General features: G+C 72.7%; 21 protein-coding genes. 8 read left to right on the top strand and 13 right to left on the bottom strand.

Annotated elements, in window-relative coordinates; genetic code table 11:
* Positions 1 to 327: 327 nt before the first annotated feature.
* The 3 genes from ACFV2J_RS37550 (at position 328) to ACFV2J_RS37540 (ending at position 1,393) form a co-directional block, all read left to right on the top strand.
* Positions 328 to 375, top strand: a complete 48-nt coding sequence (locus ACFV2J_RS37550) for a hypothetical protein (protein WP_342781581.1) — start codon at positions 328 to 330, stop codon at positions 373 to 375.
* Between the two features lie 74 nt (positions 376 to 449).
* Positions 450 to 977: a cysteine dioxygenase gene (locus ACFV2J_RS37545; protein ID WP_385082807.1), complete on the top strand. Its 528-nt coding sequence runs from the start codon at positions 450 to 452 to the stop codon at positions 975 to 977.
* The gene (locus tag ACFV2J_RS37540; RefSeq protein WP_385082806.1) at positions 974 to 1,393 is read left to right on the top strand and encodes a rhodanese-like domain-containing protein; all 420 of its coding nucleotides are present in this window, start codon (positions 974 to 976) and stop codon (positions 1,391 to 1,393) included. Before ACFV2J_RS37545 ends, ACFV2J_RS37540 begins: the two co-directional genes overlap by 4 nt.
* A gap of 332 nt (positions 1,394 to 1,725) precedes the next feature.
* Here ACFV2J_RS37540 and recX read toward each other — a convergent pair whose 3' ends face one another.
* Positions 1,726 to 2,649 carry a recombination regulator RecX gene (gene recX, locus ACFV2J_RS37535; protein WP_385442941.1) on the bottom strand — a complete coding sequence of 308 codons (924 nt, stop codon included), beginning with the start codon at positions 2,647 to 2,649 and terminating at the stop codon, positions 1,726 to 1,728.
* 3 nt (positions 2,650 to 2,652) lie between these two features.
* Positions 2,653 to 3,777, bottom strand: coding sequence for a recombinase RecA (gene recA, locus ACFV2J_RS37530; protein WP_385082804.1), 1,125 nt, complete (start codon positions 3,775 to 3,777; stop codon positions 2,653 to 2,655).
* A 560-nt stretch (positions 3,778 to 4,337) separates the two neighbouring features.
* Here recA and ACFV2J_RS37525 point away from each other — a divergent pair.
* Entirely contained in the window at positions 4,338 to 5,207 is an 870-nt protein-coding gene (locus ACFV2J_RS37525; protein WP_385082803.1) for a hypothetical protein, read from the top strand.
* Between the two features lie 60 nt (positions 5,208 to 5,267).
* On the opposite strand, the gene ACFV2J_RS37520 is transcribed toward ACFV2J_RS37525, so the two are convergent.
* Together ACFV2J_RS37520 and ACFV2J_RS37515 are read right to left on the bottom strand one after the other, a co-directional pair.
* Entirely contained in the window at positions 5,268 to 6,482 is a 1,215-nt protein-coding gene (locus ACFV2J_RS37520; RefSeq protein ID WP_385082802.1) for an AI-2E family transporter, read from the bottom strand.
* Between the two features lie 92 nt (positions 6,483 to 6,574).
* Positions 6,575 to 6,769 (bottom strand): DUF3046 domain-containing protein, encoded by a 195-nt coding sequence (locus ACFV2J_RS37515; RefSeq protein ID WP_385082801.1) that lies wholly within the window; start codon positions 6,767 to 6,769, stop codon positions 6,575 to 6,577.
* An 80-nt stretch (positions 6,770 to 6,849) separates the two neighbouring features.
* On the opposite strand from ACFV2J_RS37515, the gene ACFV2J_RS37510 reads away from it, so the two are divergent.
* Entirely contained in the window at positions 6,850 to 7,803 is a 954-nt protein-coding gene (locus ACFV2J_RS37510) for a hypothetical protein (RefSeq protein WP_385082800.1), read from the top strand.
* A 152-nt stretch (positions 7,804 to 7,955) separates the two neighbouring features.
* Here the strand turns inward: ACFV2J_RS37510 and ACFV2J_RS37505 are convergent, their stop codons facing one another.
* The 3 genes from ACFV2J_RS37505 to ACFV2J_RS37495 are packed head-to-tail and all read right to left on the bottom strand — an operon-like array spanning position 7,956 to position 9,906.
* Positions 7,956 to 8,264 carry an AzlD domain-containing protein gene (locus ACFV2J_RS37505; protein WP_168530527.1) on the bottom strand — a complete coding sequence of 103 codons (309 nt, stop codon included), beginning with the start codon at positions 8,262 to 8,264 and terminating at the stop codon, positions 7,956 to 7,958.
* Positions 8,261 to 8,959, bottom strand: a complete 699-nt coding sequence (locus tag ACFV2J_RS37500; protein WP_385082810.1) for an AzlC family ABC transporter permease — start codon at positions 8,957 to 8,959, stop codon at positions 8,261 to 8,263. The genes ACFV2J_RS37505 and ACFV2J_RS37500 overlap by 4 nt, the downstream gene beginning before the upstream one ends.
* On the bottom strand, positions 8,911 to 9,906 hold the full coding sequence (locus ACFV2J_RS37495; RefSeq protein WP_385082799.1) for an AraC family transcriptional regulator: 996 nt from the start codon (positions 9,904 to 9,906) through the stop codon (positions 8,911 to 8,913). The genes ACFV2J_RS37500 and ACFV2J_RS37495 overlap by 49 nt, the downstream gene beginning before the upstream one ends.
* A gap of 148 nt (positions 9,907 to 10,054) precedes the next feature.
* Here ACFV2J_RS37495 and ACFV2J_RS37490 point away from each other — a divergent pair, with 148 nt between their 5' ends.
* The 3 genes from ACFV2J_RS37490 to ACFV2J_RS37480 all read left to right on the top strand — a co-directional run bounded on the left by ACFV2J_RS37490 (position 10,055) and on the right by ACFV2J_RS37480 (position 16,878).
* Positions 10,055 to 15,052 (top strand): ATP-dependent helicase, encoded by a 4,998-nt coding sequence (locus tag ACFV2J_RS37490; protein WP_385442935.1) that lies wholly within the window; start codon positions 10,055 to 10,057, stop codon positions 15,050 to 15,052.
* Between the two features lie 153 nt (positions 15,053 to 15,205).
* Positions 15,206 to 16,084 (top strand): Fpg/Nei family DNA glycosylase, encoded by an 879-nt coding sequence (locus tag ACFV2J_RS37485; RefSeq protein WP_385082797.1) that lies wholly within the window; start codon positions 15,206 to 15,208, stop codon positions 16,082 to 16,084.
* A gap of 32 nt (positions 16,085 to 16,116) precedes the next feature.
* Complete coding sequence (locus tag ACFV2J_RS37480) at positions 16,117 to 16,878, top strand: SDR family NAD(P)-dependent oxidoreductase (protein WP_385082796.1); 762 nt, start codon at positions 16,117 to 16,119, stop codon at positions 16,876 to 16,878.
* Here ACFV2J_RS37480 and ACFV2J_RS37475 read toward each other — a convergent pair.
* The 6 genes from ACFV2J_RS37475 to rimO form a co-directional block, all read right to left on the bottom strand.
* A complete protein-coding gene (locus tag ACFV2J_RS37475) occupies positions 16,826 to 17,113 on the bottom strand; it encodes a hypothetical protein (protein ID WP_385082795.1) in 288 nt (95 codons plus the stop codon). The genes ACFV2J_RS37480 and ACFV2J_RS37475 overlap by 53 nt on opposite strands.
* A gap of 113 nt (positions 17,114 to 17,226) precedes the next feature.
* Positions 17,227 to 17,697 carry a Dps family protein gene (locus ACFV2J_RS37470; RefSeq protein WP_385082794.1) on the bottom strand — a complete coding sequence of 157 codons (471 nt, stop codon included), beginning with the start codon at positions 17,695 to 17,697 and terminating at the stop codon, positions 17,227 to 17,229.
* 190 nt (positions 17,698 to 17,887) lie between these two features.
* Entirely contained in the window at positions 17,888 to 18,265 is a 378-nt protein-coding gene (locus ACFV2J_RS37465) for a helix-turn-helix domain-containing protein (RefSeq protein ID WP_148010798.1), read from the bottom strand.
* A 109-nt stretch (positions 18,266 to 18,374) separates the two neighbouring features.
* Complete coding sequence (locus ACFV2J_RS37460) at positions 18,375 to 18,920, bottom strand: CinA family protein (RefSeq protein ID WP_385082792.1); 546 nt, start codon at positions 18,918 to 18,920, stop codon at positions 18,375 to 18,377.
* A complete protein-coding gene (gene pgsA / locus ACFV2J_RS37455) occupies positions 18,917 to 19,639 on the bottom strand; it encodes a CDP-diacylglycerol--glycerol-3-phosphate 3-phosphatidyltransferase (RefSeq protein ID WP_385082790.1) in 723 nt (240 codons plus the stop codon). Before pgsA ends, ACFV2J_RS37460 begins: the two co-directional genes overlap by 4 nt.
* Positions 19,636 to 21,111: a 30S ribosomal protein S12 methylthiotransferase RimO gene (gene rimO, locus ACFV2J_RS37450; RefSeq protein WP_385082789.1), complete on the bottom strand. Its 1,476-nt coding sequence runs from the start codon at positions 21,109 to 21,111 to the stop codon at positions 19,636 to 19,638. The genes pgsA and rimO overlap by 4 nt, the downstream gene beginning before the upstream one ends.
* Between the last annotated feature and the right edge of the window lie 140 nt (positions 21,112 to 21,251).

The raw sequence follows: 21,251 nt of genomic DNA, 5'->3' as shown, positions 1-21,251 counted from the left end.
GGGGGACGCCGGTCGGGCGCCGGCCGCCCGACCGCCCCGGGGGGGCCACCGGCCCGCCCGCGCCGTCGCGGGCGCGGGCGCTCGGTCGGCCGCCGGGGCCACCCGGACCTCGCGTTCTTCGGCGTCGCCGTCGCCCATGGGCCCCCGGACCGTGCGCGTCCGTGTCCGCGGCACCGGCGGCCCGGTGTCCCGGAGACCCGGATTCCGTCGCGCCACCCGGGGTGACCGCCCGGTCCACATAGTGACAGTGAGTTGACCGGTCCGAACCGCCATGGTGTACTCCGGATCGTGACCGACACCTATGTGCGCCTGTGGCGGAGGGTCCATATGGACCTCATCCGCTATGCGGGCTGCGTGTGTCGACCGTCCTGCTGAATTCGCTCCCCCTCTCCCCGTGCGCGCCCCTCCGTGCTGCCGCGCACCCCTCGCGAACCCTCAGGACGGTACAAGTGTCTGTCTCCCCCTCTGTCTCAGCGCCCCCACAAGCTCCCTCGCAGGCCGACCTGCTCGAATTCGTGCTGCGCGCCGCCGCCGACACCGAGCTGGTCGCCTCCCTTCCGCTCGACCCCCAGGGCCGTACCTGGGTCCGCCTCGAAGGCCCGGGGGGCAGCGAGGCCTGGCTCATCGGCTGGCCACCCGGCACCGGAACCGGCTGGCACGACCACGCCGACTCGGTCGGCGCCTTCGTCGCCGCGGCCGGCGAACTCAGGGAGTACTCGCTCGCCGCACGGCTGCCCACCGACGGCTGGAAGACCCTCGAACTGTCCGAGGACGTCGACCGCGAGCGGCGGCTGCCGGTCGGCAAGGGCCGTTCCTTCGGCCGCCACCATGTGCACGAGGTGCTCAACGAGTCCACCGAGGAGCACGCGATCTCCGTCCACGCGTACTACCCGCCGCTGCCCCGGATCCGCCGCTACAGCCGCACCGGGCAGATCCTCCGTCTGGAGCAGGTCGAACGACCGGAGGACTGGCAGTGACCGGCCCGACCGACCGCACCCGGGGTCCGGTGGGCATCGACGCGTTGCTGGAGGAGGCGCGCGCGGGACTCGACCGGGTGGAGGCCGAGCAGGCGCACGCCGACGCACGGGCGGGCGAAGCCCTTCTCGTCGACATCCGGTACGCCGCGCTGCGTGACCGCGACGGGCTGATCCCCGGTGCCCTCGTCGTCGAACGCAACGAACTGGAGTGGCGGCTCGACCCCCAGGGCAGCCATCGCGTCCCCGAGGCCACCGGCCACGATCTGCGGGTCGTCGTGATCTGCAACGAGGGGTACGCGTCCAGCCTCGCGGCCGTGTCCCTGCGTCAGTTGGGACTGCGCCGGGCGACCGACCTGGTCGGAGGATTCCAGGCGTGGAAGGCGGCCGGTCTACCGGTGACGGCGCCGTCCCCGTAGTCCTCGTGGTTCGGGTGGTCCCTGTGGTTCGGGTGGTCCGGGTGGTCCCCGTGGTCCCCGTGGTTCGGGTGGTCCCTGTGGTTCGGGTGGTCCGGGTGGTCCGGGTGGTCCCCGTGGTCCGGGCGGTCCTCATGGTTCAGGGCCCCCGGTTCAGGTGGCCCCTCGGGTCAGGCGGTTCCGTCGCGATGGGCGCCCTCTGCCGCACGGGATGCCCGCCGTGGCGTACCACCCCTCGCTCCTGGTCGCGTCCGAGCGCCCGGAATCCCGTCAGGTCACCGTCCCGTGCCCGGGATGTTCGCCGGGCCGGAACCCCGTGTCCGCGGCCTGTCCGGTCAGAACCCCTCGTCCCCGAGCCCCTCCGTCTCCTCGCCCTCTTCCTCCAGAGCCTGGCGGACCACCCGCAGGGCCATGCCCTCGGAGTAGCCCTTGCGGGCCAGCATGCCCGCCAGACGGCGCAGCCGCTTGTCGCGGTCGAGGCCCCGCGTGGAGCGCAGTTTGCGGGCGACCAGTTCGCGCGCCGTCGTCTCCTCCTGCTCGGAGTCGAGCTGTCCGACGGCCTCGTCGATGAGCGTCGAGTCCACGCCCTTGGTCCGCAGCTCCCGCGCGAGGGCCCGCCGGGCCAGACCCCGGCCATGGTGCCGGGACTCCACCCAGGCGTCCGCGAAGGCGCCGTCGTTGATCAGGCCGACCTCCTCGAAGCGTGACAGGACCTCGTCCGCCACCTCGTCGGGGATCTCCCGCTTGCGCAGCGCGTCCGCGAGCTGTTTGCGCGTGCGCGGGGTCCCGGTGAGCAGGCGCAGACAGATCGCCCGCGCCCGCTCAGCCGGGTCCCCTGGGGGCTCCCCCTTCTCGGCCCTCGACGAGGTGGGAGTGCCTCCGTCCTGTGGGTCGCCGGACCGCTCACCGAAGCCGCCGTTCCTCCGGCGCCCTCGTCCGCCGCGTGGCCCTCCGTCGCCGCGCCGGCCGGCGCCGCCGCGGCGTGAACCGTCGGCCGGCGAACCGTGCGGGTCCGCCGGACCGTCGCCGGGGCCCGCCGGACCGTCCGTGCCGCCGCTTCCGACACGGCCGCGGGAGCCTCCGCCCCAACGGCCCTCGCCGTCCGGTCCGTCCGGATCCCCGCCGAGGAACCCGCCGGAGCCGTACTCCCCGCCGTGGGCTCGTCCACCGTCTCCGACCGCGTCCCCGTGTCCCCCGTACCCCCGCCCCTCAGGGGGCACGGGGTCGGCGTACTCGGCCCAGTCGGTTCGTCGTGTCATGGACTAGCTCTTGGCCGCCGCGGCCTTGGACTTGGTCGTCTTGACCGCGGGGGCCGGCACCGTCTTCGCGGCGTCGTCCGGGGCGGCCGGGGCCGCCGCGTCCGTGACCGGCTCGGCGGTGGGCTCCGCCGGCTTCACACCGACGCCCAGCTTCTCCTTGATCTTCTTCTCGATCTCGTCCGCGAGGTCGGGGTTGTCCTTCAGGAAGTTGCGGGCGTTCTCCTTGCCCTGGCCGAGCTGGTCGCCCTCGTACGTGTACCAGGCGCCGGCCTTGCGCACGAAGCCGTGCTCCACGCCCATGTCGATCAGGCCGCCCTCGCGGCTGATGCCGTGCCCGTAGAGGATGTCGAACTCGGCCTGCTTGAAGGGGGGCGCGACCTTGTTCTTGACGACCTTGACGCGGGTGCGGTTGCCGACCGCGTCCGTGCCGTCCTTCAGCGTCTCGATGCGGCGGATGTCGAGACGCACCGAGGCGTAGAACTTCAGCGCCCGGCCACCCGTGGTGGTCTCCGGGGAGCCGAACATCACGCCGATCTTCTCGCGGAGCTGGTTGATGAAGATCGCGGTGGTCTTCGACTGGTTGAGCGCGCTGGTGATCTTGCGCAGGGCCTGGCTCATCAGACGGGCCTGCAGACCCACGTGCGAGTCACCCATCTCGCCCTCGATCTCCGCGCGCGGCACCAGGGCGGCGACGGAGTCGATGACGATGAGGTCGAGGGCGCCGGAGCGGACGAGCATGTCCACGATTTCCAGGGCCTGTTCGCCGTTGTCCGGCTGGGACAGGATCAGGTTGTCGATGTCGACGCCGAGCTTCTTCGCGTACTCGGGGTCGAGGGCGTGCTCGGCGTCCACGAAGGCCACCTGGCCGCCGGCCTTCTGCGCGTTCGCCACCGCGTGCAGCGTCAGCGTCGTCTTGCCGGAGGACTCCGGGCCGTACACCTCCACCACTCGGCCGCGCGGCAGGCCGCCGACGCCGAGAGCCACGTCGAGCGCGGTCGACCCGGTGGGGATGACCTCGATGGGCTCGTTCGGACGCTCGCCCAGGCGCATCACCGCGCCCTTGCCGAATTGCCGTTCAATCTGTGCGAGCGCGGCGTCGAGCGCCTTCTCGCGGTCAGTACCTGCCATGGGTTCCACCCGATTTGCTTGAGTCGATCGCTTCACGTCAAAGACGCTAACGCCTGCCACTGACAATGCGCCCCGACGCCCGCCCGACCTGTGGATAACTCGGGCACATCTCCACGAAAGCCCTGCCGGAATCCCCGCCATGAGCCCCGCCGGAGATTCCATAAGAATGGATGTTCGATTTTGGTGTCAAGCGCACCACGCGGCACCCCCGAGACTACGGTCCCGGTCCGACAACGCCGGATCCCGGCGCCGAACCCAGTCCTGGTCCTGGTCCTGGTCCTGGTCCCGGTCCTGGTCCCGGGCAAGGACGCGACACGGTGCCGGGCGGGGCTGCGTGCCCTCCGGCCCAGCGAGTCTCTCCCCCCACGGCCTCCACGGCTTCCATCTCCACGGCTTCCATGGCCTCCGCCTCTTCCGTCTCTTCCGCCTCTTCCGCAGGGCTCCGGCACGTGATCCTCCACGAGGCTCCCGCACGTTCCGCGCCCGTACTCCCCGCGGCGTACGGCGGGAGTCTTCGGCCGTACGACGACCCCGTGCCCCGGCCCGTCGAAGCTGACCCCATGGACCATCCGGAGAGCCGCGCGGAACACCGCGGCACAACACGCGCGCCTTCCCTCACCGCTCCACCGGCCGCCGTCCCCGGGCCGCGCCCGGGCCGCCGGGAGGGCAGGGGGTTCCGTGCCGCGTGGCGCGCGGCACGTCCCTCGGAGCGCCTCTGTCACGGGACCGGTGCCGTGCTGACGCTCTCCGGGCTGGCGCACCTGGTCGTCTTCGCCGTGGACGGCGGTCCCTGGGACGGGCCCGTCTCCTGGCGCAAGCCCGTGACGTTCGGACTCTCCTTCGGACTGACGCTGATCGCGCTCACCTGGGTCACGTCGTACCTGCGCGTCGGAACGCGGCTGCGTACCGCGCTGCTCGTCGTGTTCGCCGCGGACTGCGTCGTGGAGGTCGGCGGGATCACCCTGCAGGCCTGGCGCCGGGTGCCCTCGCACCTCAACATGGAGACCGGCTTCGACACGGCGGTGTCGATGACGCTCGCGGTGGGCGGCGGGGTCCTGGTGGCGCTGCTCACCGTGTTCGCGGTCGCCTCCTTCCGGAACCGGCCCGCGGGCCCCGCGGGGATGCCGCTCGCGCTGCGCTCCGGGTTCGCGATCCTGCTCGTCGGCCTGCTGTCGGGCGCCGCGATGATCGCGCGCGGTGTGGTCCTCACCCGCACCGGCCACCAGGAGGCGGCGTATCACTCGACGGCCCCGCTCAAGCCCCTGCACGGCGTGAGCCTGCACGCGGTGCTGGTCCTGCCCGCACTGGCCTGGCTGCTCTCGCGCACCTCGTGGGGCGACCGGACGCGGCTGCGGATCATGTACGTGGCGGTCGGCTGCTGGACGGCGGCGGTCCTGGTCGCCGCGGTCTGGGCGGCCCTCACCTGGTGAGACCCGTCTCGCCGCGGCTCCCACGGAACGGTCCTGGCGGACCTCATCCGCCGAAGGGCCTCATCTGCCGAACAGCCCGCGCAGCCGCGCGCGCAAGGGGCTGGATCGCCTGATCCGCCGCCCGTGCACCCGGGGGTCGTCCGTGACGTCGTACCGCTTCACGTACGCGCCCAGGAAGGCCTGGAGCGTGGCGACGGCGGGAATGGCGATCAGGGCACCGACGGCGCCGAGAAGAGCGGTGCCCGCGATGACCGAACCGAAGGCGACCGCGGGGTGGATGTCCACGGTCTTGGAGGTCAGCTTCGGCTGCAACACGTAGTTCTCGAACTGCTGGTAGATCACGACGAAGACCAGCACCCACAGCGCGTACCAGGGATCGATCGTGAAGGCGATCAGCATCGGCAGGGCACCCGCGAGATACGTGCCGATGGTGGGGATGAACTGCGAGACCAGGCCCACCCAGACGGCGAGCACGGGCGCGTAGGGAACGCCCAGGGACTCCAGCAGGATGTAGTGCGCGATGCCGGAGATCAGCGCCATCAGACCGCGCGAGTACAGATAGCCGCCGGTCTTGTCGACCGCGATCTCCCAGGCCCGCAGCACCTCGGCCTGCCGCGCGGGCGGCAGCACGGAGCACAGCGCGCGCCGCAGCCGCGGCCCGTCGGCCGCGAAGTAGAACGAGAACAGTGTGATCGTCAGCAGCTTGAACAGACCCCCGAGCACCTGCGCGGACACGTCCAGGACGCCGGTCGCGCTGTTCTGCACGTACTTCCGCAGCCAGTCGGAGTGGACCAGGCTGTCCTGGACGTCCACCCGTCTCACGTCGGTGTGAAAGGTCGAGTTGATCCAGTTGATCACCGAGTCGAGGTACTGGGGGAAGCCCTCCGCCATCTTGATGATCTGACCCGCGAGCATCGAACCGAGCAGGACGACGAATCCGGCGGTCACGATCAGCAGGCCGAAGAAGACGAGGAAGGTGGCCATCCCCCGGCGCATGCCGTACGAGGCCATCCAGCTCACCGCGGGCTCGATCGCGAGCGCCAGGAAGAACGCGATGAGGATGTTGATCAACAGGCCTATCAGCTGGTGGAACGCCCAACTGCCGAGCTGGAAGACGGCGATGAGGGTGAGCGCGAGCACCATGGCGCGCGGCAGCCAGCGCGGCATGCCGGCGCCCTGCGCCGCGGCGTCCCTGCCGGGAGGCGGCGTGGGCGGCGTCGTGCCGGACGGTGATGCCTGCTGGTCGACCTGTGCGGTCTCGTCTGTCGGGGCCACGGTGCAAGTCTCGCCCACGCCACCGACAATCGGTGCCCGGCCCCGGACCTTCGTGGCCGGTCAGCGGCTTTCGCCCGGAAGTTCCCGTGCCGTCAGCGGTTTTCGTACGGAACGTTCATGGTCGCGCACACCACGCGCCACACGTCCTTGGCCTCCCAGCCGGCGTCCAGGGCCTCGTGCACCGTCCGGCCGCCGAGCTCCGTCATCACATGATCGCGCGCGAAGGTGTCGGCGTACCCCGTACCGAAGTGCTCCGCCATCCGCTGCCAGAAGACCGTCAACCGCATGACTCCAGTATCCCGCCCCTGAGAGTGGGTCCCGGCCGGGACCCCTTGCCGAGACCGCATTCCGCCCTACGGTCTGAGGCATGGCCGAAACCGGAGCATCCGCACTCCCCCCGACGCCCCCGGCGCACACCCCGCTCTCGCGCGCCGAGCACTTCGTCTGGCTCACGGCGCGCGTACTGGAGCAGCGCCGCTTCGTGTACCACTTCCTGAACGGCGACGACGGCGGCGCCGACGCGGTCGAGACCGCGCTGGCCGCCTACCGCAACGACGACGACGGATACGGTCACGCGCTCGAACCCGATCTGCGCGGCCCGGTCAGCCAGCCCCTGCACACGGCGCACGCCCTGCGTGTGCTCGACTCGATCGGGCGCTGCGGCGGCCAACGCGTCGACCGTGTGTGCCGTTATCTGACCTCCGTCTCGACGGCGGACGGCGCGCTGCCGGCGGTCCGTCCCAGCCAGCGCGGATATCCCCACGCCCCCTTCGTGCCGGTCGTCGACGACCCGCCGAGCGAACTGCTCGCCACCGGGCCCGTGGTCGGCCTGCTGCACCGCAACGAGGTGTGGCACGCCTGGCTCTTCCGGGCCACCGACTTCTGCTGGCAGGCGGTCGACTCCCTGGACAAGTCGCATCCCTACGAGGTCGAGGCGGCCGTGGCCTTCCTGGACTCCGCACCCGACCGCCCGCGCGCGGAGGCCGCCGCGGACCGGCTCGGCCGGCTCGTGCGCGAGCACCGGCTCGCCGCACTGGACCCGGAACGCCTCGACGCGTTCCCGGTGGCCTCCGGCTACGCGCCGGGCGAGCACCACTTCCCGTACGACTACGCGAAGACGCCGGGTTCGCTCGCGCGCGCGTGGTTCACCGACGAGGAGATGGCCCGCTCGCTCGACTTCCTCGCGGACGAGCAACGGACGGACGGCGGCTGGCCGGTGCGCTGGCGGACCTGGGCACCGGGCACCGCCCTGGAGTGCCGTCCCATGGTGACGATCGAGGCACTGCGCACCCTGCGGGCCCACGGGCGGCCCATCGGCTGACCCCGGTGACACCGGATCCGGTCCGCCGGCCGGCGCGGCGCCGGGGTCCTCGCCGCTCGTGTCCCGACGCCGGCCGGTCGTTGTTCGCGTCCCCGCGCGGGCCCGTCGTCGCCGGCCCCCGGTGCCGCGCCGGCCCAGCGTCGCCCGCGCCGTCAGCCGGTCATCGCCCGCACTCCCGCCGTCACGACCACCGCGGCGCCGACCACGAGCAGGAAGGGCGCCCGCAGGAGCAGTGCCACGGCGGCCGCGGCGAGTCCTGCGGCCTTCGCGTCGACGACCAGGACACGCCCGTCGGCGAAGGTCTGCTGCGCCGTGAGCGCGGCCAGCAGGGCGACGGGCAGCAGCGCGGCGAGGCGCTTGACGAGCGGACGCTCCAGGACGCCCGCCGGAACGAGCAGCCCGGTGAGTTTGACGACGTAGCAGCCGACGGCGGTCACGCCGATCGCGATCCAGATGTTCAACGGTCCTCCCCCGGTGCGTCCCCCGGTGTGTCGTGGCCGGGCCCCGGCCGGCCGTCGGTCCCCGGGCGCCGGCGTCCCTCCACGTAGAGGGCGGCGGGCGCGGCCAGCGCGGCCACCAGCACCGGGACCCCCGCGGGCAGCACGGAGAGCAGACCGAGGCCCAGGAGGACCGCGGCACAGGCGACCGCGCGCTCCGTGGTGGTCCTCAGCATCGGTGCGAGCAGTGCGAGGAAGACTGCGGGCCCGGCGGCGTCCAGTCCCCACGCGTCGGTGTCCCCGATGGCGTCGGCCCCGACGGCACCCAGGAGCGTGGTCAGGTTCCACAGCACGTAGAGGCTGAGCCCGGTGACGGTGAAGCCGATCCGGACGCTGCGGCGGGTCGGCTGGGCCAGCGCCACGGCCGTGGTCTCGTCGATCACCCATTGCGCGGCGAACGGGCGCACCGCGCGCGGGAGGGCCAGCAACTGCGACAGACGCAGTCCGTAGAAGGCGTTGCGCACTCCGAGGAAGAAGGCGCCGGCGGCCGCCGTGAGCGGATTGCCGCCGCTCGCGAGAGCGCCCACGAGCGCGAACTGCGAGGCGCCGGTGAACACCAGGAGGCTGAGCGCACAGGTCTGCGACACCGTGAGTCCGCTGCCGGCGGAAGTCACCCCGAAGGCGAAGCCGGACAGTCCGACGGCGATCCCGACTCCCAGGGCGTCCCGGACGACGGCGGCGTCGGGTCTTCCGCCGTCTTCTTGCCTGTGTGCCGCTGCGCTAGCTGTCTGTTCTGCCACACCCCGGACGTTAGGTACCGTCCCGGCTCGACGTCTTGTACGTTCTTGCGCTCACGCTGGTAGGCGCCCGGGGGCACGCCCACGATCCGCGTGAAGTGGCGGTTCAGATGGGGCTGGTCGGTGAATCCGACGGCGACGGCCGCCTCCGCGGGCGCGGATCCGGCGTCCAGGAGCCGGCGGGCCCTGCGGACCCGGGCGTCGGTGAGCCAGGTGTGCGGCGGCATGCCGTAGGTGTCACGGAAGGCGCGCAGCAGGGCGAACGGGCTGGTGCCGAGGTCGGTGGCGAGCCGCTCCAGGGTCGGGGGCTCGGCCATCCGCTCCTCCAGCACGGCACGCGCGCGGGCGGCGACGCGGGAGCCGGCGGTGAGCGGGGCCCGCTGGGGCAGCGGGCCCCCGTTCAGACGGAGCAGCCGGGTCACGGCGACCCTCAGCAGGGTGTCGGCGGCGAGCGCGTTGCCCTCGTCGGCGGCCCGGAGCACCTCGTGGACCAGGCTCACGGCGTGAGGGTCGTCGAGCACCGGGCGGACGAATCCGGGGGTGCCGCGGATCGTGGTGGTCTCGGCGGCGATCTCCGCCATCAGCTCGGGGGACGGGTACACCGCCCCGTAACGCCAGCCCTCGGGGACACCCGCCCGGCCCGTGTGCGGGGTGTCGGGGTTGACCAGCGCGAGGGCGCCCGGGCCCGCGTACCGGTCGGCGCCGCCGTGGTGGAAGACCTCGACGCCGTCGGCGATGGCGGCGATCACGAAGTTCTCGTGGGTGTGCCGCACGAAGACCTTCTCGACGAAGCGGGCGCGCAGCAGGTCGACACCGGGCAGTTCCGCGTACTGCCAGTGCCGTGCCCGCTCCTGCCCCGAACCTGCCACCTCCTCATTCTCCGCGACGCCACGACCGGGCGCCGACCACGCGTCCCGTCCCTCCCCCGACCTCCGCGGACCACCCGCGCCGGTTTCCCCGGCGGCCGCATCCGCGCAGGTCAGGGCGATTGTCAGTGGCGGGGTGCAGGATGGACGCATGGTCAGCTCCGCACACCGAGCCCTCGACGGCTTCTCCCCCGCGACCCGCGGCTGGTTCACGGGGGCGTTCTCCGCGCCCACCGCGGCCCAGGCCGGGGCGTGGAAGGCCATCGGTGAGGGCTCGGACGTGCTGGTGGTCGCCCCGACCGGCTCCGGCAAGACCCTGGCCGCCTTCCTCGCCGCGCTCGACCAGCTGGCCTCGACGCCGCCACCGGCCGACCCCAGGAAGCGCTGCCGGGTGCTGTACGTGTCACCGCTCAAGGCCCTCGCGGTCGACGTGGAGCGGAACCTGCGCAGCCCGCTGACCGGCATCCGCCAGGAGTCGGTGCGCCGTGGCCTTCCCGAGCCCGAGGTGAAGGTGGGCATCCGCTCCGGCGACACCCCGCCCGCCGAGCGCCGCGCGCTGGCCACCCGCCCGCCGGACATCCTGATCACGACTCCCGAGTCGCTGTTCCTGATGCTGACGTCGGCGACACGCGACGCGCTGACAGGCATCGAGACGGTGATCCTGGACGAGGTGCACGCGGTCGCGGGTACGAAGCGCGGAGCGCATCTCGCGCTGACCCTGGAGCGCCTGGACGAGCTGCTGCCCCGGCCCGCGCGCCGCATCGGCCTCTCCGCGACGGTCCGTCCGGTCGACGAAGTGGCGCGCTATCTCTCCCCCCGCCGCAAGGTGGAGATCGTCCAGCCGCCCTCCGGCAAGGAGTTCGACCTGTCGGTGGTCGTCCCGGTCGAGGACCTGGGCGAGCTGGGCGCCTCCCCGGTCGCCGACGGCAAGGAGGGCGCGGAGAAGCCCTCGATCTGGCCGCACGTGGAGGAGCGGATCACCGACCTCGTCCAGTCCCACCGCTCCACGATCGTGTTCGCCAACTCCCGCCGCCTGGCGGAGCGCCTCTGCAACCGGCTCAACGAGATCGCGTACGAACGGGCCACCGGTGAGCCCCTGGAGGAGGCCCACTCCCCGGCCCAGCTGATGGGGGGTTCCGGCGCGGCCCAGGGGGCTCCCCCCGTCATCGCCCGCGCCCACCACGGCTCCGTCTCCAAGGAGCAGCGGGCCCAGGTCGAGGAGGACCTGAAGGCGGGGCGCCTGCCCGCCGTGGTCGCCACCTCCAGCCTGGAGCTCGGCATCGACATGGGCGCGGTGGACCTCGTGATCCAGGTCGAGTCCCCGCCGTCCGTCGCCTCCGGCCTCCAGCGCGTGGGCCGGGCGGGCCACCAGGTCGGCGCGGTCTCCACCGGTGTCGTCTTCCCCAAGTACCGCGGCGACCTCGTCCAGGCGGCGGTCGTCACCGAGCGGATGCGCACCGGCTCCATCGAGTCCCTCAGGGTCCCCGCCAATCCCCTGGACGTACTCGCGCAGCAGCTCGTCGCCATGACCGCCCTCGACACCTGGCAGGTCGACGACCTGCTCACCACCGTCCGGCGGGCCGCCCCCTTCGCCTCGCTCCCCGAGTCGGCGTTCACCGCCGTGCTCGACATGCTCGCGGGCCGCTACCCCTCCGACGCCTTCGCCGAGCTCCGGCCGCGCGTGGTGTGGGACCGCGTCGCCGGCACCGTCACCGGCCGCCCGGGAGCGCAGCGCCTCGCCGTCACCTCCGGCGGCACCATCCCCGACCGAGGGCTCTTCGGGGTCTTCCTCGCGGGCGCGGACCCCAAGAAGGGCGGCGGCCGGGTCGGCGAGCTCGACGAGGAGATGGTCTACGAGTCCCGCGTCGGGGACGTCTTCACACTCGGCACGAGTTCCTGGCGCATCGAGGACATCACCCGCGACCGCGTCCTGGTCTCGCCCGCCCCGGGGGTCCCGGGCAGGCTCCCCTTCTGGAAGGGCGACCAGCTCGGCCGCCCGCTCGAACTGGGCCGCGCGGTCGGCGCGTTCCTCCGCGAGGTCGGCTCGTTGCCCAAGGACGACGCCCGGCTCCGGCTGCTCGCCGCCGGACTCGACGCCTGGGCCGCCGACAACGTGCTGTCGTACCTCGCCGAACAGCGCGAGGCGTGCGGCCACATCCCGGACGACCGCACGATCGTCGTCGAGCGGTTCCGCGACGAGCTGGGTGACTGGCGGGTGGTCGTGCACTCGCCCTTCGGCGCCCAGGTGCACGCCCCCTGGGCCCTCGCGCTCGGTGCCCGGCTCTCCGAGCGCTACGGCATGGACGCCCAGGTCATGCACGCCGACGACGGCATCGTGCTGCGTCTGCCCGACGCCGACCTGATGGGCCTGGACCTGCTCGACCAGGAACCCGCCAGGACGGGCACGGAGTACGACACCGACCAGGCGCCCGTGGGCGCGTCGGACGTCGCCTTCGACAAGGGCGAGGTCAACCAGATCGTCACCGACCAGGTCGGCGGCTCCGCGCTGTTCGCGGCCCGCTTCCGCGAGTGCGCCGCCCGCGCGCTGCTGCTGCCGCGCCGCAGCCCCGGAAAGCGCACCCCGCTGTGGCAGCAGCGCCAGCGCGCGGCCCAACTGCTACAGGTGGCGAGCGAGTTCGGGTCCTTCCCGATCGTCCTGGAGGCGGTCCGCGAGTGCCTCCAGGACGTTTTCGACGTCCCCGGCCTCACGGAGCTGATGGGCGACATCGAGTCCCGCAAGGTGCGACTCGTCGAAGTCACCACACCCGAGCCGTCCCCCTTCGCCCGCTCCCTCCTGTTCGGTTACGTCGCCCAGTTCCTGTACGAGGGTGACTCGCCGCTCGCCGAGCGCCGGGCCGCGGCACTGTCGCTGGACTCCCGCCTGCTGGCGGAACTCCTCGGTCAGGCCGAACTGCGCGAGCTGCTCGACGCCGAGGTGCTGACCGAGTTGGAGCGCGAGCTCCAGTGGCTCACCGAGGACCGGCGCGTCAAGGACCCCGAGGGCGTCGCGGACCTGCTGCGCCTGCTGGGCCCGCTCACCGAGGCCGAGTTGACCGAGCGGGGCGCCGCCCCTGAATGGGCCGGGGAGCTGGCGGCGGCCCGCCGCGCCATCCGGGTCCGGATCGCCGGCGCCGACCACTGGGCGGCGATCGAGGACGCCGGCCGCCTGCGCGACGCGCTGGGCACGGCACTGCCCGTCGGTGTCCCGGAGGCCTTCACGGAGCCGGTCAAGGATCCGCTCGGCGATCTCCTCGCACGGTACGCCCGCACCCACGGCCCGTTCACGTCCACCGCGGCCGCCGCCCGCTTCGGTCTCGGCACGGCCGTCACGGACGGAGCACTGCAACGCCTCGCCGCGGGCGGCCGTGTCGTCCAGGGCGAGTTCCATCCGGCGGGCATCGGACAGGAGTGGTGCGACGCCGCCGTGCTGCGCAGACTGCGGCGCCGCTCCCTCGCGGCCCTGCGCCACGAGCTGGAGCCCGTACCGCCCGCCGCGCTCGCACAGTTCCTGCCGCAGTGGCAGCACGTCGGCAGCGGGCACGGGCTGCGCGGCATCGACGGACTGGTGCGCGCCGTGGAGCAGTTGCAGGGCGCCTCGGTGCCCGCCTCCGCCCTGGAGAAGCTGGTGCTGCCCTCCCGGGTCTCCGGCTACGCCCCCGCGATGCTCGACGAGCTCACCGCCGCCGGTGAAGTGGTGTGGGCGGGCGCCGGGGCACTGCCCGGCAAGGACGGCTGGGTCTCGCTGTATCTCGCGGACGCGGCCCCGCTGCTCCTGCCGTCCCCGCATCCCCTGGAACCGACCGCGCTGCACCAGTCGGTCCTGGACGCGCTCTCCGGGGGCTACGGCCTGTTCTTCCGTCAGATCACCGACCAGGTCCGCGCCACCACGCACCCCGACGCCACGGATCCCCAACTCGCCGACGCGATCTGGGACCTGGCGTGGTCCGGACGGCTCACGAACGACACGCTGGCACCGATGCGCTCCCTGCTCGGCTCGGGCCGCACCGCCGGCTCCACGGCCCACCGGGCCAAGCGCACGGTCCCGCGCGGGCGTTACGGCTCGCTCACCGGCGCCGCCCGCCCCCAGTCCCGTACCGGCCCCCCGACCGTGGCCGGCCGCTGGTCGCTGCTCCCCGCCCGCGAGGCCGACGCCACCGTGCGCGCCCACGCCCTGGCCCGCACCCTGCTCGACCGGCACGGCGTGGTGACCCGGGGCGCGGTCGCCGCGGAGGGCGTCGAGGGCGGCTTCTCCGCCGTGTACCGCATCCTGTCCGCCTTCGAGAACAGCGGCCAGGCGCGCCGCGGCTATGTGGTGGAGGGGCTCGGCGCCGCCCAGTTCGCGATGGACGGCGCGGTCGACCGACTGCGCGCGGCGGCGAACGCACGGGACCGCGGTGAAGCACTGACCGCCCCGGACCCCCTGTACGGCGTGCCGGGCGCGAGCGGCTTCCCGGGCTCCAGCGGTCTCGCCGCGCCGGACGGCTTCCCCGGCGACCGCGGCCGCCCGCGCACCTCCGACGCGACCCGAAGCCGCGGCCGCGCAGGCGCCTCCCCCTTCCCGGCCGGCCTCGACCCGACGGCCTCCCCCGACACCCCCGGTTTCGCCGACTTCCCCGGCTTCCCGGACGGGCCCAGTTTCGCCGAGTCCGACGACCACGGCTTCTCGGTCGACGCCGCCTTCTCGACTCCCCCCGCCCACCCCGCGGTCGACCCTGCCTACTTCCCGCCCCCGAACCGCCGCCCGCACCACCGCCCGACCGCCCAGGCGGTGGTCCTGGCCGCCGCCGACCCCGCGAACGCGTACGGCGCGGCCCTCGCCTGGCCCGAGCCCCCCACCGGCGCCGGACACAAACCGGGCCGCAAGGCGGGCTCCCTGGTCGTGCTCGTCGACGGCGAGCTGACCCTCTACATGGAGCGCGGCGGCAAGACGCTGCTGGCCTGGCCCTCCGACCCGAACGGCGCGGTCACCGACGACGCGCGCCTGGGCGCGGCCGCCGAGGCGCTCTCCACCGCCGCCCGCGCGGGCTCCCTCGGCACGGTCACGGTGGAGCGCGTGAACGGCGCCTCAGCCCTGACCTCCCCCATCGGCACCCTCCTGGAAACGGCCGGCTTCATCGCGACCCCCCGCGGACTGCGCCTGCGCGCCTGACCACCACGGACCGCCACGGACCGCCCCGCACCCCACCCCCGCGCACCCCACACAGCCCCGCCCTGCACCCCGCAGCCCCGCAGCCCCGCAGCCCCGCAGCCCCGCAGCCCCGCAGCCAAGCATCCCGTCCACACCCGTGCCACCCTGGAACGCATGCCTGAAGGAGACACCGTCTGGCAGGCCGCGAGACGGCTGCACATCGCCCTCGCGGGCAAGGTGCTGACCCGCTCCGACCTGCGGGTCCCCAGGTTCGCCACCGCCGACCTCACCGGCCGCACCGTCCTGGACGTCACCCCGCGCGGCAAGCACCTCCTCACCCGGATCGAGGGCGGTCTGACCCTCCACTCACATCTGCGGATGGACGGCTCCTGGAAGGTGTACGCGCCCGGCCGGCGCTGGAGCGGCGGTCCGGCCCACCAGATCCGGGCCGTTCTCGGCACCGCCGACCGCACGGCCGTCGGGTACCGGCTGCCCGTTCTGGAACTGCTGCGCACCAGCGACGAGGACCGGGCCGTCGGCCATCTCGGACCCGACCTCCTGGGCCCCGACTGGAACCCCGGCCAGGCACTGGCGAACCTCCTCCAGGACCCCGCCCGCTCCCTGGGCGAGGCACTGCTCGACCAGCGCAACCTCGCCGGAATCGGCAATGTCTACAAGAGCGAGCTCTGCTTCCTCCTCGGGGTCACCCCCTGGCTTCCCGTCGGTGAGCTCCCCGCCGACCGCGCCCCCCTGCTGCCCGTCCTCGCCCAGAGGCTCCTGGAGGCCAACCGCGACCGTCCGGTCCGCAGCACCACGGGCCGCCACGACCAGAATCTCTACGTGTACGGACGCGCTCCCCGTCCCTGTCTGCGCTGCGGCGCCTCCATCCGGCGCGCCGACCAGGGCGACGGCTCCCGTGAACGCCCCACGTACTGGTGCCCAGCCTGCCAGTCGGGCCCCACCCCGACACCCGGCCCCACCCCGGCACCGGGACCGGCCCGGACGCCGAGCGCCGACGAACACCGCACGAGGACCTCACGCCCGACCAATTGACGGACCGTCAGAAATCCTCGTACCGTCCCTTCATGGCCGTGAAGGCGTACGACCTCACCGGACGCACCGCATTCGTCACGGGCGCCGCCGGCGGCATCGGCCGCGCGTCGGCCGTCCTGCTCGCGGAGGCGGGAGCCACCGTCCACTGCGCGGACGTGGACGCCCAGGGCCTGCGCGAGACGGCCGCCCTCATCGAGGACGGCGGCGGCACGGCCCGTACGCACACGCTCGACGTCACCGACCGCGACCGGCTCCGCGAGGCCGTCAGATCCTGCCCGCGTCTCGACGTCATGGCGGCGGTGGCCGGGATCATGCACAGCAGCGAGGTCCTGGAGACCCGCGACGAGGACCTCGACCGGGTCCTGGGCGTCAACTTCAAGGGGGTGCTCCACTCCTGCCAGGAAGCGGCCCTCCTCATGATCGAGCAGGACATCCGCGGGAGCATCGTCACCATGGCGTCGGGCGCCGTGGACACCGGCGGGCGCGGGCTGCTCTGCTACGGCGCCGCGAAGGCGGCCGTCGTGCAGCTGACGAAGACACTGGCGACCGAGATCGGCCCGCACGGCATCCGCGTCAACGCCGTCGCGCCAGGCTGGACACGCACGCCGATGACCGACCGCCACGGGGAGGGGCAGGCGCGCACCGAGGCGGTCATGGCCCGGCTGTCGCCCCTGGGCCGGGTCGGCGAGGCCGAGGACGTCGCCCACGCCGTGCTGTACCTGGCCTGCGACGCCTCGGCGTTCACGACGGGTCAGATCCTCCGCCCGAACGGAGGCGTCGCGATGCCGTGGTGACCCGGCGCCGCCAACGCCCTCGCTCCCGGTCCGCCCCCACGGCACCGGCGGCAGCCCCCGCGATCCCCGGCTTGGGCACGCAGTGCACCGGCAGCAGACTCAGTCCCCACCCGCCGGCGACGACCGCCCCCTCCAGCACTCCCGCGCCGGGCGCCAGTACGAGCCGCAGCACCCCCCACCACCACAGCGCACCGAGCACCAGCGCCACCCCCCAGCGCGCTATCCGCCCTGCCATGGTGCCCACCTCCAGCCCGAAGCTAGACCCGCGCCCTCACCCGTCGACAGGGCGCACCGACGGCACAGAGGCGCACCCCGGGCACATGCGGAGCCGACCGCGGCCGCCTCCACTCAGCCGTTCTCCGCCTGGAACATCCAGTGGTGCTTCTCCAGATCGGCGGTGATCTGGATGAAGATGTCCTGGCTCACGGGATCCGCCTCACCGGTCGACTCCACCCGTGCCCGCATCCGGGTGATCACGGCGCCCAGCGCGTGGACGAGGGTCCCCACGGCGTCGGTGTCCTTGACCCAGCCGTCCGGGGTCGCGCCGATGCCGCTGTCCGCGGCCACGGTCCGGGCCCGCCCGTCGGGCGGGACGCCCAGCGTCGAGGCGCGCTCGGCCACGGTGTCGGAGTGCAGCCGCGCGGTGTCCACGACCTCGTCGAGCTGGAGGTGGACGGAGCGGAAGCGCGGTCCGACGACGTTCCAGTGGATCTGCTTCGCCACGAGCGAGAGGTCCACCAGGTCGACGAGCGCTCCCTGCAACGCCTCGGACACCGTCTTCAGGTCCGCGTCCGCCAACGGGCTCTTCACGACGTACATCCGCTTCCTCCGACTCTCCTGGCACGGCCTCGATACGGCACAACCCACTAACCATGACATAGACGAACAATTCGGGTCACTTGAGGGAAAACGAAGGCCCCGGCCGAACCTGCTCCAGATCTCCCTGGAACAACCCCGGCCGGGGCCTTCGTACAAGCGTGCTCAGCTCAGGAGCGTGCGCTCGTGAGCGTCAGGCGGCGACGACGTCGACCGCCTCGGCTGGCGCCTTGATCGTGACCCGTTCCGGTGGCACACCGGTGACCGACACGGAATTCAGCATCGGACGGCGTACCGGTGCGGGCACCGGGTCGGTGGCCGCTGCAGACTGTGCCAGCTCGGCGAGAGCGAGCTCGTCGCTCACTTCCCGCATGAGCTCGGACATCCGTACGTCCAGCGCGTCGCAGATGGCGGAGAGCAGCTCGGAGGATGCCTCCTTCTGCCCCCGCTCCACCTCGGAGAGATAGCCGAGTGAAACTCGGGCGGACGAGGAGACTTCGCGCAGAGTACGGCCCTGGCGCTGGCGCTGCCGACGCAGCACGTCACCCAGCAGGCGACGGAGCAGAATCATCGGTGGCTCCCTCCTCGGACCGCGTAGCCGCATCCTTCACGCCCCACCGTACCGCCTCGCGCCGCGGCCGTGCGGGGAGCGATGTCGTGTTCACTCAGGGCTGCAAACATCAAGTCCCCCCGTTCTGTTCCGTATCCTGTGCCCGCTCATTTCCGGTCTGTTCGCCCGCGAGCTCTCTCAGGAGCAGTGCGAGTACGCTGCGTACACTCTCCATACGGATTTCCGCCCGGCCACCGTTCAACCGCAACCGGACCACTTTCCCGCTCCCGATGGCGGGAAACATCGCTCCGGCGGGGCCGTCCACGGCCACGAAGACCGTGCCGACCGGCTGTCCGTCCTGGGCGTCGGGTCCCGCGACACCGGTGGTCGCGATCCCCCAGTCCGCGCCGAGAGCCTTGCGCACTCCGGCCGCCATCTGGGCCGCGACCTGCGGATCAACCGCCCCGCGCTCGGCCAGCAGGGTGGCGTCCACGCCCAGCAGCCGGTGCTTGAGCTCGGTGGCGTACGCGGTCACGGAGCCCCGGAAGGCGCGGGAGGCCCCGGGCGTCGCGGTGATCTCCGCGGCCACCAGACCGCCGGTCAGCGACTCGGCGACGGCGAGCGTCTCGCCCCTCACCGTGAGTAGTCGCAGCACCTCGGCGGCCTCGGGACTCACCGCTCGGCCTCCGTGGCCTCCGCGGCCGCCGCCAGCCGCGCCGCGATCCCGCTCCTGCGCAGCACGATGGCCTGTCTCACATAGTCGAGCCCGGTGACGACGGTCAGGACGACCGCCACGGCCATCACCCAGAACCTCAGGGTGGCCAGTCCCCCGGTCAGCGCGAGGACGTACATGCCGACCGCCGTGCCCTGCGCCAGGGTCTTCAGCTTGCCGCCGCGACTGGCCGGAATGACTCCATAGCGGATCACCACGAAGCGCAGCAGGGTCACACCGAGCTCGCGCCCGAGGATCACGCCGGTCACCCACCACGGAAGATCGCCCAGCGAGGACAGGCAGATCAGGGCCGAGCCCATGATCGCCTTGTCGGCGATGGGGTCGGCGATCTTCCCGAAGTCCGTGACCAGGTCGTACGTACGCGCCAGGTGTCCGTCGAAGATGTCGGTGATCATGGCGACGGCGAAAGCCGCCCACGCCCAGGCGCGCCAGACGGGGTCGTACCCGCCGTCGGCCAGCATCAGCGCCACGAAGCCGGGCACCAGGACGAGCCGGATCATGGTGAGGATGTTCGCGATGTTCCAGAGGCTGGCCTGGTCGACGGCCGCAGCGCCCAGCTTCCCGCCCCGCGCCGGCTTGGAGTCCCCCGGAACGCCGGGAGCGCCCGCCGCGCCTTTCGCGCTGGGGGAGCCGCCCGCCGCGGATGCCGGGACTCCGGTCATCTGCCCGCCTCCTCAATGCCGGGGAGCGAACCCAGGAGCGGCTCGGCCACCAGGTCGACACCTTCCGTACCGACCACCTTGGCCTCGACGATACGGCCGACGGTCAGACCTTCGCCGCTCGTGAACAGCACCTGTCCGTCCGTCTCGGGCGCCTGGTGCGCGGCGCGGCCGTACGCGCCGTCCTCCTCGTCGAGCGATTCCACCAGCACCTGCACGGTCTCGCCGACCCGCTCCTCCGCGCGCTGCGCGACCAGTTCCTCGGCGAGCCGGGACACTCGCGCCAGGCGGTCGGCGACGACGTCCTCGTCCAGCTTGTTCTCGTACGTAGCCGCCTCCGTGCCCTCCTCGTCGGAGTACCCGAAGACGCCGATCGCGTCGAGACGCGCGTGGGTGAGGAACCGCTCCAGCTCCGCGAGGTCGGCCTCGCTCTCCCCGGGGAAGCCCACGATGAAGTTGGACCGCACGCCGGCCTGCGGGGCCTTGGAGCGGATCGTGTCGAGCAGCTCGAGGAAGCGGTCGGTGTCACCGAAGCGGCGCATCGAGCGCAGCACGTCGGGGGCGGAGTGCTGGAAGGAGAGGTCGAAGTACGGCGCGATGTTCGGCGTCGAGGTGAGGACGTCGATGAGCCCGGGGCGCATCTCGGCGGGCTGCAGATAGCTGACCCGCACCCGCTCGATGCCGTCGATCCCGGCCAGCTCGGGCAGCATCGTCTCCAGCAGACGGATGTCGCCGAGGTCCTTGCCGTACGAGGTGTTGTTCTCGGAGACCAGCATGACCTCCTTGACGCCCTGCTCGGCCAGCCAGCGGGTCTCGTTCAGCACGTCGCTGGGGCGCCGCGAGATGAAGGAGCCGCGGAAGGACGGGATGGCGCAGAAGGAGCAGCGCCGGTCGCAGCCGGAGGCGAGCTTCACCGAGGCGACCGGAGAGCCGTCCAGGCGGCGGCGCAGCGGCGCGCGGGGGCCGGACACCGGGGCCACGCCCTCCGGCAGGTCCGCGGGGGCGCCGTGGCCGGGAAGGGCCACCTCCTCGCCGGCGCTCTGCCGCTCGGCCGGGCTGATCGGCAGCAGCTTGCGCCGGTCGCGGGGGGTGTGCGAGGCGTGGATCCCGCCGTTCAGGATGGTCTGGAGGCGGTCGGAGATGTCCGCGTAGTCGTCGAAGCCGAGCACGCCGTCGGCCTCGGGCAGGGCCTGGGCGAGCTCCTTGCCGTACCGCTCGGCCATGCAGCCCACCGCCACGACGGCCTGGGTTCTGCCATGGCTCTTGAGATCGTTGGCTTCGAGGAGGGCGTCGACGGAGTCCTTCTTGGCGGCCTCGACGAAGCCACAGGTGTTGACGACGGCGACATCCGCGTCCTCGGCGTCCTCCACGAGTTGCCAGCCGTCCGCCTCCAAGCGGCCTGCGAGCTCCTCCGAGTCCACCTCGTTACGGGCGCAGCCAAGGGTGACGAGTGCGACGGTACGGCGTTCAGGCATGGGCTCAAGACTACTTTGTCTCACTGACAGCCCACGTCGAGGGGGTTTTGCGCTAGTTTGCAAACCCCGACCCCACAGAGCCGAGTGGCCGGTTTAAGTAAACGGGGTGACACATGGGTTTTGGGAATAGCTAGGCCAGT

It is taken from the genome of Streptomyces sp. NPDC059668, from assembly GCF_042734135.1.
Taxonomy (GTDB): Bacteria; Actinomycetota; Actinomycetes; order Streptomycetales; family Streptomycetaceae; genus Streptomyces.
The sequence above is the reverse complement of the archived record's forward strand: the minus strand, read 5'-3'. Positions and strand labels throughout refer to the sequence as shown.

Bases quoted from the DNA above. Each gene is read 5' to 3' on its own strand.
- rimO (WP_385082789.1), bottom strand. From the start codon at position 21,111: ATGCCTGAACGCCGTACCGTCGCACTCGTCACCCTTGGCTGCGCCCGT.
- ACFV2J_RS37515 (WP_385082801.1), bottom strand. From the start codon at position 6,769: ATGCGGTTGACGGTCTTCTGGCAGCGGATGGCGGAGCACTTCGGTACG.
- ACFV2J_RS37475 (WP_385082795.1), bottom strand. From the start codon at position 17,113: ATGGCAGGGCGGATAGCGCGCTGGGGGGTGGCGCTGGTGCTCGGTGCG.
- ACFV2J_RS37525 (WP_385082803.1), top strand. From the start codon at position 4,338: ATGGACCATCCGGAGAGCCGCGCGGAACACCGCGGCACAACACGCGCG.
- ACFV2J_RS37470 (WP_385082794.1), bottom strand. From the start codon at position 17,697: ATGTACGTCGTGAAGAGCCCGTTGGCGGACGCGGACCTGAAGACGGTG.
- recX (WP_385442941.1), bottom strand. From the start codon at position 2,649: ATGACACGACGAACCGACTGGGCCGAGTACGCCGACCCCGTGCCCCCT.
- ACFV2J_RS37490 (WP_385442935.1), top strand. From the start codon at position 10,055: ATGGTCAGCTCCGCACACCGAGCCCTCGACGGCTTCTCCCCCGCGACC.
- ACFV2J_RS37480 (WP_385082796.1), top strand. From the start codon at position 16,117: ATGGCCGTGAAGGCGTACGACCTCACCGGACGCACCGCATTCGTCACG.
- ACFV2J_RS37485 (WP_385082797.1), top strand. From the start codon at position 15,206: ATGCCTGAAGGAGACACCGTCTGGCAGGCCGCGAGACGGCTGCACATC.
- recA (WP_385082804.1), bottom strand. From the start codon at position 3,777: ATGGCAGGTACTGACCGCGAGAAGGCGCTCGACGCCGCGCTCGCACAG.
- ACFV2J_RS37465 (WP_148010798.1), bottom strand. From the start codon at position 18,265: ATGATTCTGCTCCGTCGCCTGCTGGGTGACGTGCTGCGTCGGCAGCGC.
- ACFV2J_RS37510 (WP_385082800.1), top strand. From the start codon at position 6,850: ATGGCCGAAACCGGAGCATCCGCACTCCCCCCGACGCCCCCGGCGCAC.
- pgsA (WP_385082790.1), bottom strand. From the start codon at position 19,639: ATGACCGGAGTCCCGGCATCCGCGGCGGGCGGCTCCCCCAGCGCGAAA.